The sequence below is a fragment of the Pseudoxanthomonas beigongshangi genome (assembly GCF_016820515.1).
GTDB lineage: Bacteria > Pseudomonadota > Gammaproteobacteria > Xanthomonadales > Xanthomonadaceae > Pseudoxanthomonas_A > Pseudoxanthomonas_A beigongshangi.
The window spans coordinates 22,695-37,576 of the sequence record NZ_JADHDV010000011.1 but is presented as its reverse complement, the minus strand read 5'-3'; the positions used below and the strand labels follow the sequence as shown (position 1 = coordinate 37,576).

General features: G+C 67.8%; 10 protein-coding genes and 1 tRNA gene. 3 read left to right on the top strand and 8 right to left on the bottom strand.

All coding sequences use genetic code 11. From position 1 onward, the window contains the following. The first annotated feature begins 235 nt into the window (after positions 1–235). The gene (locus IQ458_RS10025) at positions 236–1,627 is read left to right on the top strand and encodes an MFS transporter (RefSeq protein WP_183637397.1); all 1,392 of its coding nucleotides are present in this window, start codon (positions 236–238) and stop codon (positions 1,625–1,627) included. Then, on the top strand, positions 1,627–3,300 hold the full coding sequence (locus IQ458_RS10020) for an alpha-amylase family glycosyl hydrolase (protein ID WP_203322691.1): 1,674 nt from the start codon (positions 1,627–1,629) through the stop codon (positions 3,298–3,300). The genes IQ458_RS10025 and IQ458_RS10020 overlap by 1 nt, the downstream gene beginning before the upstream one ends. Before the next feature lie 32 nt (positions 3,301–3,332). Here the strand turns inward: IQ458_RS10020 and IQ458_RS10015 are convergent, their stop codons facing one another. The 8 genes from IQ458_RS10015 to IQ458_RS09980 form a co-directional block, all read right to left on the bottom strand. Next, positions 3,333–4,400, bottom strand: coding sequence for a LacI family DNA-binding transcriptional regulator (locus IQ458_RS10015; RefSeq protein ID WP_203322748.1), 1,068 nt, complete (start codon positions 4,398–4,400; stop codon positions 3,333–3,335). A gap of 82 nt (positions 4,401–4,482) precedes the next feature. Next, a complete protein-coding gene (locus tag IQ458_RS10010) occupies positions 4,483–4,959 on the bottom strand; it encodes an OsmC family protein (RefSeq protein ID WP_183637404.1) in 477 nt (158 codons plus the stop codon). Between the two features lie 21 nt (positions 4,960–4,980). Next, positions 4,981–5,694: a murein L,D-transpeptidase catalytic domain family protein gene (locus IQ458_RS10005; RefSeq protein WP_183637407.1), complete on the bottom strand. Its 714-nt coding sequence runs from the start codon at positions 5,692–5,694 to the stop codon at positions 4,981–4,983. Between the two features lie 56 nt (positions 5,695–5,750). After that, complete coding sequence (locus IQ458_RS10000) at positions 5,751–6,770, bottom strand: L,D-transpeptidase (RefSeq protein WP_203322690.1); 1,020 nt, start codon at positions 6,768–6,770, stop codon at positions 5,751–5,753. Positions 6,771–6,775: 5 nt separating this feature from the next. Beyond that, positions 6,776–8,071, bottom strand: a complete 1,296-nt coding sequence (thrC, locus tag IQ458_RS09995) for a threonine synthase (RefSeq protein ID WP_203322689.1) — start codon at positions 8,069–8,071, stop codon at positions 6,776–6,778. A gap of 117 nt (positions 8,072–8,188) precedes the next feature. Further along, positions 8,189–9,109 (bottom strand): homoserine kinase, encoded by a 921-nt coding sequence (locus tag IQ458_RS09990; protein ID WP_203322688.1) that lies wholly within the window; start codon positions 9,107–9,109, stop codon positions 8,189–8,191. A 26-nt stretch (positions 9,110–9,135) separates the two neighbouring features. Then, the gene (gene thrA / locus IQ458_RS09985; RefSeq protein WP_203322687.1) at positions 9,136–11,643 is read right to left on the bottom strand and encodes a bifunctional aspartate kinase/homoserine dehydrogenase I; all 2,508 of its coding nucleotides are present in this window, start codon (positions 11,641–11,643) and stop codon (positions 9,136–9,138) included. 352 nt (positions 11,644–11,995) lie between these two features. After that, positions 11,996–14,122: a TonB-dependent receptor gene (locus IQ458_RS09980; protein ID WP_203322686.1), complete on the bottom strand. Its 2,127-nt coding sequence runs from the start codon at positions 14,120–14,122 to the stop codon at positions 11,996–11,998. A gap of 500 nt (positions 14,123–14,622) precedes the next feature. Here IQ458_RS09980 and IQ458_RS09975 point away from each other — a divergent pair. Continuing rightward, positions 14,623–14,699 (top strand) — tRNA-Arg (locus IQ458_RS09975). Positions 14,700–14,882: the final 183 nt, after the last annotated feature.

The window sequence follows — 14,882 nt, the reverse complement described above, 5'->3', positions numbered from 1 at the left end:
TCTACCGGGCGAGCCCGCTCGCGGAAAGACTGCTCTTTCATACGCACCAGGCCGCTGAAAACAAGCTGTTTCCTGCAACTTCCTAGCGCACGCGTCGCGCCATCCGGAAGTCTCCGCCAGCGCCATTTCCTGTTTGCAGTGCAGCATGGAACCGGCGGGCGATGCTGCAAGAATCGCCGCACCAGAAACGCACGCCGCCGGCGATGCGACCACCGTTGCCGCACAGGAATCCCGCATGACCCCGAAGCCGCGCCTGTCCTTCTGGCAGATCTGGAACATGTCGTTCGGCTTCCTCGGCATCCAGTTCGGATTTGCCCTGCAGGGCGGTTTCATGTCGCGCATCTTCCAGACCCTGGGCGCGGAGAAGGATTCGCTGCCGCTGCTCTGGATCGCCGCGCCGCTGACCGGCCTGCTGGTGCAGCCGGTGATCGGCTACTTCAGCGACCGCACCTGGCATCCGCGGCTGGGCCGGCGCCGGCCCTACTTCCTCGCCGGCGCGATCCTCAGTTCGATCGCGCTGGTGTTCATGCCGCACTCGCCTGCCCTGTGGGTGGCGGCGGGCCTGCTGTGGGTGCTGGATGCCTCGATCAACGTCAGCATGGAGCCGTTCCGCGCGCTGGTGGCCGACAAGCTGCCGGACAGCCAGCGCTCCTACGGCTTCGTCCTGCAGACCCTGATCATCGGCATCGGCACCTGGCTGGCCAGCAACCTGCCGTGGCTGGTGGCCCACCTGGGCGTTCCCAACGAGGCCGGTCCGGGCGTGGTGCCGCCATCGGTGAAGATCGCCTTCGCGATCGGCGCGTTCGTGTTCCTCGCCAGCATCCTGGTCACGGTACTGAGCACACGGGAATATCCGCCTGAGGACGAAGCAGGGTTCCGGGCCAATCGAAACGCCCAGGGAGGACTGGTCGCCGAAGTCGTGCACCACGTGATCCACATGCCGGCGCAGATGCGCCGCCTCGGCGCGGTCCAGTTCTTCAGCTGGCTGGCCTTCTTCGCGATGTGGAGCATGGCCACGCCCGGCCTGACCGAGCATGTGTTCAAGGCACCGGCACCGGATCCGGCCGCGTTCGACATGGCCGTCCCCGCGCAGGCCGCCGCCTTCCAGAGCGCCAACGCCGCGTTCCAGGACGCGGCCGACCTGGTCGGTTCCTACATGGGTTATTACGGCCTGTCGTCGATGCTGGTGGCGCTGCTGCTGTCGCTGTATGCCGCGCGCCTGCCGCTGAACCGCAGGGCGGTCCATGCCGGCTCGCTGGTCCTGGGCGGCCTGGGCTTCCTGTCGATGTGGTTCGTGCCGCAGCCGGGCTGGCTGATCCTGTCCTTCGCGCTGGTCGGCGTGGCCTGGGCCAGCATCCTGTCGATGCCCTACGCGCTGCTGTCCAGCCACGTGCCGGCGGACCGGATGGGCATCTACATGGGCATCTTCAACATGTTCATCGTGATCCCGCAGATCGTCGCGGCCACCCTGCTGGGCCCGGTGCTGCGTGCGTTCTTCGGCAACCAGCCGATCTTCGCGCTGGTGATCAGCGGCGCCAGCCTGCTGCTGGCGGCGCTGTCGCTGCTGCGCGTGCAGGAACACACTGCTCCCGCGGACTCCGCCTCCTTTTCTCCCCAGGTGCATTGATGCGACATCCCGCATGCGCGCTGCTGGCGACGCTGCTGCCCGCCCTGTCGTTTTCCGGCACGGTCCGCGCGGACGATTTCCACGGCACCACCGAACCCTTCGCCCGCGAGGCGGTGTACTTCGTACTGACCGACCGGTTCGTCAACGGCGATCCCGGCAACGATCACCGCGACCAGGGCGGCGCCCATCGCAGCTTCGACCTGCCGACACCGGGCGCGCCGGCCGGCGAGTCCGACAACGTCGGCTACCTGGGTGGCGATTTCAAGGGCGTGCTGGACAACGCCGGCTACATCCGCGATCTCGGCTTCACTTCGGTGTGGGTCACGCCGATCGTCGACAATCCCGACGAGGCGTTCACCGGCGGCGATCCGGTGATCTGGAACGGCGCCTTCACCGATCGCGGCAAGACCGGCTATCACGGCTACTGGGGCATCAACTTCTATCGGCTGGATGAACATCTTCCGAGCCCGGGCCTGGATTTCGCCGGCTTTACCCGCGCGATGAAAGATCAGCAACTGGACGTGGTGCTGGACATCGTCGCCAACCACGGCTCGCCGTCCTACACCATGCCCACGCCGCAGGCGCAGTACGGCAGGCTGTGGGACCGCGACGGTCGGCTGGTCGCCGATCACCAGAACCTGCGACCGGAAGATCTGGATCCGGCCGGCAATCCGCTGCATGCCTTCTACAACATCGGTGGCGGCCTGGCCCAGTTGTCCGACTTCGACCAGGACAATCCCGCAGTGCTCGACTATCTGGTGGGCGCCTATGAACAGTGGATCGATCAGGGCGCGGCCGCGTTCCGGGTCGACACCATCGCCTGGATGCCACACGAGTTCTGGAAGCGGTTCGCCGACCGCATCCGCGCCAAACGGCCCGGGTTCTTCATGTTCGGCGAGAACTTCAACTACGACGCCGCCAGCATCGCCGGGCATACCTGGCGTCGCAACGGCGGCTACAGCGTGCTCGACTTCCCGCTGAAGGCGAAGCTGACGGAAGTGTTCGAAAAGCCTGGCAGCGATTTCGCCGAACTGGGCAAGGCGCTGTACCTGGAAGACGGTCCGTACGCCAACCCGTACGATCTGATGACCTTCTACGACAACCACGACATGGCGCGCATGAACGCCGCCGACAGCGGTTTCATCGATGCGCACAACTGGCTGTTCACCGCGCGCGGCATCCCGGTGATCTACTACGGCTCGGAAACCGGCTTCATGCGCGGGCGCGCTGAACACGCGGGCAACCGCAACTACTTCGGCCAGGAACGCATCGACGCCGCACCGGCACATCCCATCCATGCCGCGCTGAAACGCATCGCCACACTGCGCCGCGATTCCATCGCCTTGCAACGCGGCCTGCAGTTGAACGTGACGCTCAAGGGCGATGAGGCCGTGTTCTACCGTGTCTACGATCACGGCGGCCAGCGCCAGACCGCGCTGGTGCTGCTGAACAAGGCGGACCGGCCGGCGACGATGAAGGTGGGCGACTACCTGCAACCCGGCGAATGGCGCGACGCGTTTACCGGCGATCGCCAGCAGGTAGGGGAAGCACTGCGCGCCGAGGTGCCCGCCCACGGCGTCCGCGTGTTCTTCCACGATGGCGCCATCACCCGCGCCGACACCCGCCAGCGCCTGCGCGAACTGATGCAGCGCAAGACACCGAAAGCGGATTGACGGCCGCGTGGCGCGCGCGAAGCCGCTGGTGATCAGGCGCCGGTGGATCCGCGCAGGATCACCCGCGCGGGAATCGACTGGCTTTCCACCGCCTCGCCATTGATCAGCCGGAGCAGGCTGTCGACCAGGATCTGGCCCGCGCGCTTGGTGTCCTGCTGCACGGTCGACAGGCCCGGGGTGACGAAGGCGGCCAGCGGGATGTCGTCGAAACCGGCCACCGCCACGTCCTGCGGAATCCGTCGACCGTGTTCGTGAAGCGCCTTCATCGCGCCGATCGCGATCAGGTCGCTGGCGGCGAAGATGGCATCGAAACGGACCTTGCGCCTGAGCAGTTCCTGCACCGCCTCGTAGCCGGACTGCTCGCTGGTCACCGCGTCCACCTGCAATGACGGCTGCGCGGGACTGCCGGCGGCCTGCAGCGCCTGCGCGTAACCGCGATAGCGCTCGAAGAACTCCGGGTAATGGTTGGAGGCATGGCCGAGGAAGGCGATGTCGTGCCGCCCCTGCCCGATCAAGTGCACGGTGATGTCGTGGCCGCCCTGGAAGTTGTCGCAGCCAATCGAGACGCCGGGCTGTCCGGGCAGCACCGCGCCCCAGCGCACGAAGTGGGTGCCCTGCTGGACCAGTTGCTCCAGCCGCGACTGCGCTTCCAGGTAATCGCCATAGCCCAGCAGGATCAAGCCATCGGCCTTGTTGCTGTCCTCGTAGTCGGCCTGCCAGTTGGTCGACAGCTGCTGGAACGAGATCAGCAGGTCGTAGGACTGCAGCGCGCAGGCGCGGGTGATCGAGCCCAGCATCGACAGGAAGAACGGATTGATTTGGGAATCGTCGGGGGTCGGGTCCTCGAAGAACAGCAGCGCGATGGTGCCGGAGTGCTGGCGGCGCAGGTTGGAGGCGTTCTTGTCGACCTTGTAGTTCAGTTCCGCGGCGATCGCCTGGATGCGTTTTCGGGTTTCCTCGTTGACCATCGGGCTGCCGCGCAACGCGCGCGACACGGTCGGCTGCGACACGCCCGCCAAATGGGCGATGTCCAGCGACGTGGCCTTGCCTTTGATGGGAGCGATCACGAGGGACGGGGCATGTTCGGCATACCCCCGCATCATGCCACGTGGCCGCGCCGGCGGCAGCGCAGGCCGGCGGATAAGCGTTCGCGGCGGGTTCCGGCCGATGCGCCGGCGGTGTTCAGGCGCCGGCCGGCACCTCGATGCCGTGCAACTGCACGCCATCGGCATCGCGGACGCTGACCGAAACCTCCACGCCCTGGCGGACGCTCTCGGTCACCGTGCAGAAGTTCTCGAACTGGGCCAGCAACCGTTCCAGCGACTGATACGCCTCGGCCGCCTCGGCCAACTGGATGTCCACCTGCACGTGGCCGACCCGCAACCGGCCCTGTTCATTGCGCACCAGTTCGGTGGTCGCGGTGGTCACCAGCGGTCCCGGCTGGTTCTTGAACTTGCGCATCGCGAACAACAGGCTGGCCGACAGGCAGTTGGCAATCGCGGTGGTCAGCATCAGCGTCGGGCTGGGACCGGCGCCCTGCCCCAACGGCTCGGCTTCATCGGTCAGCAATTCGGGAATGGCGGTGCCGTCGAAACGGACCCGGAACTGGAAATCCTGATCCTGGTGCAGGGTGACGGTCAGGCGCGGGTTCTCGCTCATCGAAAGGGCTCCGGAAGGACATCAGGGTTGGGCGCGCGCGGCGGTGGTGCCGGCCGTGCCGCCTTCGCAGGCCGCGCCGAGCAACTGAGAATGACGCAGCCAGTCCTGGTCGGGATAGTAGGCAAATACGAACGAACCGTTGCGGATGGTGTCGATCAGCGGCCGCGCCACCGCCGTGCGCACCGCCGGGCAGCCCAGGCTGCGGCCGAGCCGGCCCTGCTGGCGGATCAGGGTTTCGCTGACATAGGGCGCGCCGTGGATGACGATGGCGCGTTCGCGCGCGCGGTCGTTGATGCCCGGTTCCAGCCCTTCCAGACGCAGCGAATAGCCATTGCCGCCCACGTAGGCTTCCTGGGTGCGGAAGGCGCCCAGGCTGGACATGTAGCTGCCGTTTTCATTGGAGAAGCGACTGGCCAGGTTTTCGCCGGTGTTGCGGCCATGCGCCACCCACTCCTCGAACAGCAGGCGCTGCCGCGCCAGATCGAACACCCACAGGCGCGGCTGGGTGGACGGGCGCGAATAGTCGATCACGCTCAGGGTTGGCGGCAGCGCGGTGCCGCGCAGTGCGCAGGACATCGCCTGGGTGGCGAGCGAAAGCACCTTGCGATCCAGTTTCGGCGCGGTGCGCGCGAGCTGGTCGACCAGGCCCGTGGCGGGTGCGTTCTGCGCGTGCCCCGGCAAGGCGACGCTGGCGAGCAGGCTGGCGAGGGAAAGCAGGCGGAAACGGGGCGGCATACGGAACCACGGGGCAACGGAGGAAAGTAGCGAGCGCCGTTCCGCTGGCCATCGCGTCAAGGCTGGATGGGGCCGCCGGGATCCGATTCCAAGACGGGCTCGGCCGGCTGTTCGGCCGGCGTTGCGCGCACCCCGGGCAGATCCGAGACCAGCACGGTGGTGCCGGGCTGCAGGATGCCATACAGGCGGCGCGAGAACGCCTCCGGTACCCAGAAGGATTGGCCCAGCGCCTGCAACGTGGGCATCGCCGCGCCATCCTCGCCCAGCACCCGGTGGGCGACCCAGCGGTGCTGGTGCCGCTGCGGATCCAGCAGGCTGGGAATGTCTTCCATCTCCGTGGTCATCACGAACAGCACGGTGCCGTTCAGTTCCAGATCGCCAACCCGCTGCAGCGGCGCCGACCCGATCAGGACGCCGTCGCGCAGCACCGATACCCGCCGGTCGTACAGGCTGACCAGGATGCTGACCGGTCCCTGCGGCGCCGCCGCCTCGTCCCAATAGACCTCGAACTCGCCCAACGGCGCCGCCACCGCCTGGCCGCTGCGGGTGACCGGCGCCAGCACCGCCGGGTGCACCACGCTGGCCGGAGCGGCCTTGGCGTTGGCTACCACCACGGTGTCGCCGCGCTGGGTGATGCCGAACAGTTGTTCGGCGAACGCCTGCGGCAGGCGCACGCAGCCATGCGAGGCCGGATAACCGGGCAGATGCCCCCCATGCAAGGCGATGCCGTCCCAGGTCAGCCGCTGCATGTAGGGCATCGGCGCATTGTTGTAGAGGTTGGAGCGGTGATCCTTGTTCTTCTGCAGGATGGTGAACACGCCGGTCGGCGTGTCCTTGCCTGGCTTGCCGGAGCTGATCGTGGACACGCCAATCGCGATGCCGTTGCGATACACGTAGGCGCGCTGCTCGTCCAGGCTGACCACCAGCACCACCGGGCCTTCCGGCGCGACCTGCGGCGCCCAGATGTATTCGCCCGGCTTCAGCCGGCTGGCATCCTGCGCGGTCTGGGCGCTGGCGGTGGTGGCCAGGCCGAGGGCGATGCCCAGGGCCAGGGAGATGACGAGGTTTTTCTTCATGCCGCTCAGGATAGGGCCGCCAACCGATCACGCAAGGCGTCGTAATCCGCCGGCATCGGATCGGCGTGGGCCGGCCGCGCCAGCAGATTCGCCAACGCCGACGGGACTTCGACCGGTCGGCCGATCAACGGCTCGACGATGCTTTCGAACTTGGCCGGATGCGCGGTCGCGGCGATCGCCCAATGTCCGCCCTCGCCCGCCGCGCGCAATTGCTCCAGCACGTTCACCGCGGTGGCGGTATGCGGGCAGAACACTTCGCCGAAATCGGCATGCCGGCGCGCGATGGTTTCGCGAATCGCGGCATCGCCCACGCTGCGCGCGGTGAATGCGGCGCGCAATGCGGCGTCATCGCCACGATAAAGCCAGCGCAACCGCTCGAAATTGCTCGGCGCGCCAACGTCCATCGCGTTGGCGATCGTCGCCACGCTCGCCTGCGGCGCGTAGTCGCCGCCGCCGAAGTAATCCGGCAGTACCCGGTTGGCGTTGGTCGCCAGCACGATCCGGCCCAGCGGCACGCCCAGCGCGCGCGCCAGGATCGCGGCCAGCGCGTTGCCGAGGTTGCCGGTCGGAATCACCAGGTTGAGCGATTCGCCGGTTGACGCCTGGTGGCGCAGCGCCGCGTCGGCGTAGTAGCTCATCTGCGGCAGCAGCCGGCCCAGGCTGATGCTGTTGGCCGAACTCAGCGGCACCCGTGCCTGCAACGCACCGTCGTTGAGGGCGCGCTTCACCAACGCCTGGCAATCGTCGAACGCGCCGGCCACCCGCAGCGCGCTGACGTTGTCGCCGAAACATCCCAGCTGATGCGCCTGCCGTGGCGAGACCCGTCCGTCCGGATACAGCACCACCACGCGCAGGCCGGGCTGGCGATGGAACGCGGCGGCGACCGCGGCGCCGGTGTCGCCCGAGGTCGCCACCAGGATGGTCAGCGGCTGCGCGTCGTCTTGCCGCAGCCGGACCAGGCAGGCGGCCAGGAAGCGCGCGCCGAAATCCTTGAACGCGGCGGTCGGGCCATGAAACAGCTCCAGCACGTGATCGCCCGGGGTGGCCAGCGGCTTCAACGGCGCAGGGAAATCGAAAGCTTCGCGGCAGATCGCCGGCAGCTCCGGTTCCAGCGCATCGCCTTCAAAAAATGGCGCCAGCAACCCGGTCGCGGTATCGGCCAGGTTCGCACCGGCGCGCAGCGTGCGCGACGCAGGCAGTCGCATGGGCACATACAGGCCGCCATCGGGCGCCAGGCCCGCGGCAATCGCCGCGCTCAGGCTCGCAGGTTCGGAAGCATCGCGGGTGGAGATGAAATTCATCGTTTTTCCGTAGGGGAATTAGATTGCCGGTGGCCCAAGTGGCCGACCGCGTGTTGGCGGTGATCGCGGGCGGCGGCGGCTTAACACCGGCCGCGCCGCCCGCGAAAGATCCGCGCGCTACAGCAACCGCGCCGCCGGCGCCGCGATCGGCGACACCCAGGCCTGGCTGTCGAAACCCGCGGCCGCGAACGCCGCCTGGATGCCTGGCGCCGCTGCTTCGGCCTGGGTGCGGGACTCGAACCAGGCGAATACGCTGGGTCCGGCGCCGGAAATGCTGGCGCCCATCGCACCGGCCGCCAGCGCCGCCGCCTTGGCCGCGTCGAAACCGCCGATCAGCGGCGCGCGGCGCGGTTCGATCAGCACGTCGTTGAGCCCTTCGCGCACCAGCGTCGCATCGCCGCGCTGGCAGCCGGCCAGCAACAGCGCCAGATGCGCGCTCTGGGCGACGAACTCCTTCAGTTCGTAGGCGCCGGCCAGCGCCGCACGCGCGCGCCGGGTTTCCAGCACCGCGTCCGGATGCACCAGCACGCAATGCCACGCCTCGGGCACCGGAATCGGCACCAGCCGATCCGCGGTCGACAGCACCAGGCCACCCAGCAGCATCGGCCCGAGGTTGTCGCCATGGCGTCCGCCGCTGGCCACCGCTTCGCCGACCAGCGCATGCGGATACAGCGCCTCGCGCGACAGCGGCCGTGGCAGCAGCGCGTTGGCGGCCACCAGCGCGGCCACGCACGATGCGGCCGAACCGCCCATGCCGGATCCCAGCGGGATGCCCTTCTCGATCTCGATTTCGAAACCGAAGCCGGGATGTTCCGCCTCCAGCAGCGAAATCAGCGCCGCGCCGGCGGTATTGCCGGGCGCGTCGCGCGGCAGATCCACGGTGGCGCCGCGGATGTCGGCGATGCGCACTTCCGGCGCGGCGATGCGCCGTACGTGCACGGTATCGCCCGCGCCTTCGATCACGTGGCCCAGGATGTCGAATCCCACCCCCACGTTGCCCACCGAAGCCGGCGAGAACGCGCTCGCCGTGTCGGTCATTGCCGTTGCTCCCACCTGTTCCTCCTTCACAGCCTGGCTCCCTGTCCGGCGGCCACCCGCAGCAGATCGGCGAACACGCCGGCCGCGGTCACTTCCGGACCGGCTCCCGGCCCCTGCACGATGAGTGGATTGTCGCAGTAACGCCGGGTGGTGAACTGCACGATGTTGTCGGTCAGTCGCAGGTTGGCGAACGCGTGCGCCGCCGGTAGCGCGACCAGCCCGACCCGCGCCCGGCCCTCGCCGTCCAGCCGGGCGACATAGCGCAGCACCTGGCCGGCGGCCTTCGCCTGCGCCAGGCGCTCGGCGAACACGGCGTCCACCTCCGGCAGCCGCGCCATGAAATCCTCCACGCTGGCGTTGCGCAGCGCTTCCGGCACCAGGCTTTCGATCGCCACGTCCTCCAGCGCCAGCGAGCGCCCGGCCTCGCGCGCCAGGATCACCAGCTTGCGGCCGACGTCGGTGCCGGACAGGTCGTCGCGTGGATCCGGCTCGGTATAGCCCAGCCCGCGCGCTTCGGTGACCAGTTGCGAGAACGGCACGCTGCCGTCGTACTTGTTGAACAGCCACGCCAGGGTGCCGGAGAAGATGCCTTCGACCGACACCACCGCATCGCCGGTATCGAGCAGATCGCGCAGGGTCGAGATCACCGGCAGGCCGGCGCCGACCGTGGCCTCGTAGCGGAAGCGCGCGCCGCTGGCGGCGGTGGCTTCGCGGATGGCCTCGTAGCGGGCCAGCGGACCGGCGCCGGCCTGCTTGTTCGGGGTGACCACGTGGATGCCGGCGGCCAGCCAGTCGGCGTAGCGTTCGGCCACGTCCGGGCTGGCGCTGCAATCCACGATCACCGCGTGCGGCAGGTGCGCCGACAGCAGATGGGCGGTGAAGCGATCCAGATCGGCCTCCTGCGTGCCGGCCTCGAAGCGCTCGCGCCAGTCGGCACCGATGCCGCGCTCGTCCAGCAGCATCTTGCGGCTGGAGGCAATCGCGCGCAGGCGCAGATCCAGGTTGGCCTTGCCCAGCAATTGCGGCTGGGCCGCGCGCAATTGTTCGATCAGGGTGGCACCGACGTTGCCCGGACCGATCACGCCGACCGAGAAGGTCTGCGGCGACAGCCAGAATCCCGCGTGCGCGGCGCGCAAGGCCTTGGTCGCGTCGGCGCTGTCGATGGCCACGGAGATGTTGCGCTCCGACGAACCCTGGGCAATCGCCAGGATGTTGACCCGCGCCCGTCCCAGCGCCTCGAACAGGCGCGCGGCCACGCCGGGCTGGCCGGCCATGCCGTCGCCGACCGCAGCCAGCACGCTGACCCCGTCGGTGCGCTGCACGCGCTGGACCTGGCCGATGGTCAGTTCATGGGCGAACGCATTGAGCAGCGCGTTCTGCGCCCGTTGCGCCTCGGCGCTCTTGACCACGCAGCAGATCGAATGCTCCGAGGACCCCTGCGAAATCATCACCACCGACACCCGCGCGTCGCGCAGTGCGGCGAACACGCGCTCGGCGGTGCCAGGCACGCCGATCAGGCCGGTGCCTTCCAGGTTCAGCACCGCCAGATCCGGGCTCAGGGTCAGGCCCTTCACCGGGCCGTGCGCATCGCTGGCGGCGGTGATTCTCGTACCGGGATGCTCGGGATGGAAGGTATTGCGGATGACGATGGGCAGGCCGCGCTCGATGGCCGGCGACATGGTCTGCGGGTGCACGACCTTGGCGCCGAAGTAGGCCAGTTCGCAGGCTTCGTCGTAGCTGAGCGCGCTGAGCTGCACTGCTTCCGGCACCACTCGCGGATCCGCCGACAGCACGCCGTCCACGTCGGTCCAGATGTGCAGTTCGTCGGCGTTGAACAGGGCCGCGAAAATCGCACCGCTGTAGTCGCTGCCGTTGCGGCCCAGGGTGGTGATGCGGCCGGAGCGGTCGCGGGCAACGAAACCGGTGACCACCAGTCGCCGCTGCGGATGCCCGGCGCGCCAGTCCGACAACCGCTGCGCGCTCTGCAGCCAATCCACGTCCACGCCCAGATCGCCGCGGTCCACCACCAGCACGTCGCGCGCATCCAGCACCGCGCAATCCTCGCCGCGCCCCCGCAGGTACTCGCCCAGCAGATGCGCGGAAAACACTTCGCCCAGGCCCTGCACCCGATCCAGCACCTCGCGCGGCAACTCGCCGATCACCGCCAGCGCGCCGAGGATTTCGGCCAGTTCGTCGAAGCGCGCGTCCATCCATTCCAGGGTGGGACCAGCGTCCTCGGCCAGCAGCGCGACCGCCGCGCCGCGGTGGCGCGCGCGCAGTTCGTGCCAGCGATCGCGCCATTCGGCCAGGTTGCCGGACGCCAGTTCGGCCAGTGCGATGAGCGCGTCGGTGACGCCCTTCATCGCCGAGACCACGGTGATCTGCTGGACCTCCTCGCGCGCCAGCAGCAACTGGGCGACATGGCGATAGCGTTCCGCGTCGGCCACGGAAGTGCCGCCGAACTTGTGCACGACCGTGGCGGACTGCGGCGTTTTGGACGGAAGCTGGGGTGGAGCGGCGACGCTGGACGACATGGACGGAACCTCGATAGGAGGCCCGGTACACGGATCAGGCTTTGGGCTCCCCCGCATCCTGATTCGGGTGCGGGGCCGTGGTTTGCGAATTACGCGAACACAACCAGCCGCACCCTGCTAATCGGGGTGGTAATGGTGGTGGTAGTGGTGGCGGCCGAGGCGGCCCCCGTGCACGCGAAACGCCCCACCGGCGACGGGGCCGGGCGTGCGGAATCGACGGTGGACGGGGCGTTCGGGCGCATGTCCGTAGGGGACACGAAGAGCGGGCGGGCTGTCAAGTGCTGCGTTGCATCAATGACGTCGACAGCCCTGCCCATCCTCCTCCCGGCCTGGCCGGGAGGGGCAGTTTCCCTCAATAGTTGTAGCGGAATTCGACGCCGAAGGTCCGCGGCCGCAGGCGGGTCGCCGCGCCGGTCATGCTGCGGGCGTCGGTGGCACCGTCCTCGTCGGTGAGGTTCTCGCCGAACAGGTAGGCGGACCAGCCACTGGGCGATTCCAACCCGACCCGTGCGGCCAGCCGGGTGATCGCATCGCCCCCTTCGGTGCCGGCGGTGGCCGAGGTTTCGCGCCGCGAGTGGTACATCAGGTCGCTGCGGGCGATGCCCTTGAGCGAATCGCCGACCGGCCAGTTGTAGGCCACCCCGCCGTTGAGCGTGGTCCTGGGCACGTTGAACACCGGCGTGCCCTTGTGGAACTGGGTGCCTTCCAGATCTTCCTTGTAGACCGCGTCGATCACGCTGCCGCCGAAATTGAACGCCCACGACCGGTTCGGCATCCAGGTGATCCCCAGTTCCACGCCTTTCTGGGTGGAGCCGGCGGAATTGAGGATGCCGCTGTACAGGCCGTCGGCCAGTGACATGTAGACCGGCACATCCTTCCAGTCGCTGTAGAACACCGCGGTCTCCAGCAACAGGCGTCCCTCGTCGAACACCGCCTTGTAGCCCAGCTCGTAGCTCCAGATCGCGTCGGGCTTGGTGCCGACCGGCAGGTCGATCCCGGCCTGCTCGGCCAGTTCGATCGAGGTAATCGGCTGCAGCTGGCCGGAGCGATAGCCACTGGCCGCGCTGGCGTAGAGCGTGGAATTCCCGTCGATGGCATAGGACAGGCTGAGCCGCGGACTGGTGTTGGTGAAGGTCTTCTGCAGCGTATTGCGCGTGGTCGCGCTGACATCCATCGAGTCGACCTTGTCCTCGAAGTAGCGGACGCCGGCGGTCGCGGCCCATTTTTCGTTGATGTGCCAGGTCGCTTCGCCGAACAGCGAGAACGAGTCATTGGTCTGCGAGGACCGGGTCGGCGACAGGCCGGTCATCGCGGACGAATCCCGGCGTATCGCCTTGCGCAGGTAGTAGCCCATCGTCCAGTCCACCGCACGTTCGCCGGTCGATGACCAGCGCAATTCATGGGTGCGCACGCCGATGTCGACCGTGCCCGCATAGGCCGTTGTCGGGTTGATCATTCCACTCAGCCCGCGCCACAGGCTGCCGTCCGAGAACACGTACAGCAGTTGCGAATCGTCGAAGGCATAGCTGGCGGTCAGGCTGCCGGAATCCCATTCGTTGCGCACGTCGTAGTAGGAATCCACGCTCATGTCGTCGTAGGCCGCCTCGAATCCGCCCGGCGAATGCGCCTTGAACTTCCAGTACGAAAGATCGAGGTTGAAGCGCTCGTTCGGCGCGAAGCGCAGCTTGGCGCGGCCGGTCCTAATGCGCTGTTCGTTGATGTTCTCCTCGCCGGTCTGGCGGTTTCTCAGCCAGCCCGAAAGGGACTCGTCGGTGACGCCGAAGCGCATCGCCAGGGTGTCGTCCACCAGCGGCACGTTCACCATTGCCTTGACACCCCAGCCGTCGGTGCCGCCTTCGGTGTTGCTGTACGAGGTTTCCACGCCCGCGCGGAAGCTGTTGAACTCGGGCTTGCGGGTGATGACCCGCACCGTGCCGCCCATGGATCCCTCGCCGAACAGGGTGCCCTGCGGCCCCTTGAGGATCTCGATGCGCTCGATGTCGAACGAGCGGGTTTCCGGATACCAGGGCACGGTCACGCCGTTGAACGGCACTTCGTCGAGGTAGTAGCCGTTCTCGTTGCTGCCCTGGCGCGCGGACGCGCCGCGGATCTGGATGTAGGTGAACGCGCCGCCGGCATCGTACGCCGCCGCGCCGGGTGAGAACGAAATCGCGTCGCCGACGTTGTCGATGCCCATCGCATCGATCTGTTCGCCGGTGATCGCGGTCACCGCGATCGGCACGTCCAGGTTGCGTTCGTCGCGCTTGCGCGCGGTGACCGTCACGGAGCCGAGATCCACGGCCTGCTCGTCGGCGGCCCGGGCAACACCCGCTTGCGCGTCAACAGGCGTGGGCGGGTTGTCGGCCGCCTGGGCCAGCGCCGATGGCGGCGCGATGGCGATCGCCAATGCGACGGCGATGCGGGTAAGCGCCGGTCCATGGCGAAGCGTTCCTGATGGCGGATGGCAAAGGGATACCACGGCGACTCTCTCCTGGAATATCGAATGTAGAAACGGAACGCGTCCGGAGCCGCTCACGAATCCCGGGCTCCGTCGCATGGCGGGTGCGTTTCCTGCGCTGTCAGCGCTGCCCCGTCTTCAATATTCTTTTTGTCATGCATTCGACATCTAGTCGGCGATGACGGGATTGCGCACGGAATTCGGCACAATTCGATATGGTCAATTTTTGTCCAGGCACGACTTCGCCTCGCAGCGAATTTTCGTTCGCTGCGAGGCGGAAAAGCCGCTCCCGCACTTCGCATTCGCGCGAGGAAACGTCGCGAAACCGGATGAGGAAGAAATGACATCCGGACATCCACGACACGGATGGCCGTGCCCGGCGTGCGTCCCATCTCTTCCCGTCGGGGAGTCGCTCGGCATTGAGACGAAGCTGGGCGTCATTTCTGAAATGCCCGCCGGAACGGCGCGGCCACGCCATGCCGGTCGCCCCATCCGCCCCTTCATGCGAGAATGCCGGCCATGGCCCCGTAGCTCAGCTGGATAGAGCGTCCCCCTCCTAAGGGGAAGGTCGTGCGTTCGAATCGCGCCGGGGCCGCCATCTTTCAAGCACTTAGCGGCGCCCTTCCGGCCCTGCCGGGGCGAGCGCAGCGATGCCGGCAGTTCGCGCGGTCACGGCGCCCACGGGCAGGAAACCCCTTCCGCCACCCCACTCGATGCCACCGCCGCGAGGACATCGATCCTGGCGGGTCATGCCCGGGTCCGGGGCGAGGTAGCCGCTCCG

Bases quoted from the DNA above. Each gene is read 5' to 3' on its own strand.
- IQ458_RS10025 (WP_183637397.1), top strand. From the start codon at position 236: ATGACCCCGAAGCCGCGCCTGTCCTTCTGGCAGATCTGGAACATGTCG.
- IQ458_RS10020 (WP_203322691.1), top strand. From the start codon at position 1,627: ATGCGACATCCCGCATGCGCGCTGCTGGCGACGCTGCTGCCCGCCCTG.
- IQ458_RS10015 (WP_203322748.1), bottom strand. From the start codon at position 4,400: ATGCGGGGGTATGCCGAACATGCCCCGTCCCTCGTGATCGCTCCCATC.
- IQ458_RS10010 (WP_183637404.1), bottom strand. From the start codon at position 4,959: ATGAGCGAGAACCCGCGCCTGACCGTCACCCTGCACCAGGATCAGGAT.
- IQ458_RS10005 (WP_183637407.1), bottom strand. From the start codon at position 5,694: ATGCCGCCCCGTTTCCGCCTGCTTTCCCTCGCCAGCCTGCTCGCCAGC.
- IQ458_RS10000 (WP_203322690.1), bottom strand. From the start codon at position 6,770: ATGAAGAAAAACCTCGTCATCTCCCTGGCCCTGGGCATCGCCCTCGGC.
- thrC (WP_203322689.1), bottom strand. From the start codon at position 8,071: ATGAATTTCATCTCCACCCGCGATGCTTCCGAACCTGCGAGCCTGAGC.
- IQ458_RS09990 (WP_203322688.1), bottom strand. From the start codon at position 9,109: ATGACCGACACGGCGAGCGCGTTCTCGCCGGCTTCGGTGGGCAACGTG.
- thrA (WP_203322687.1), bottom strand. From the start codon at position 11,643: ATGTCGTCCAGCGTCGCCGCTCCACCCCAGCTTCCGTCCAAAACGCCG.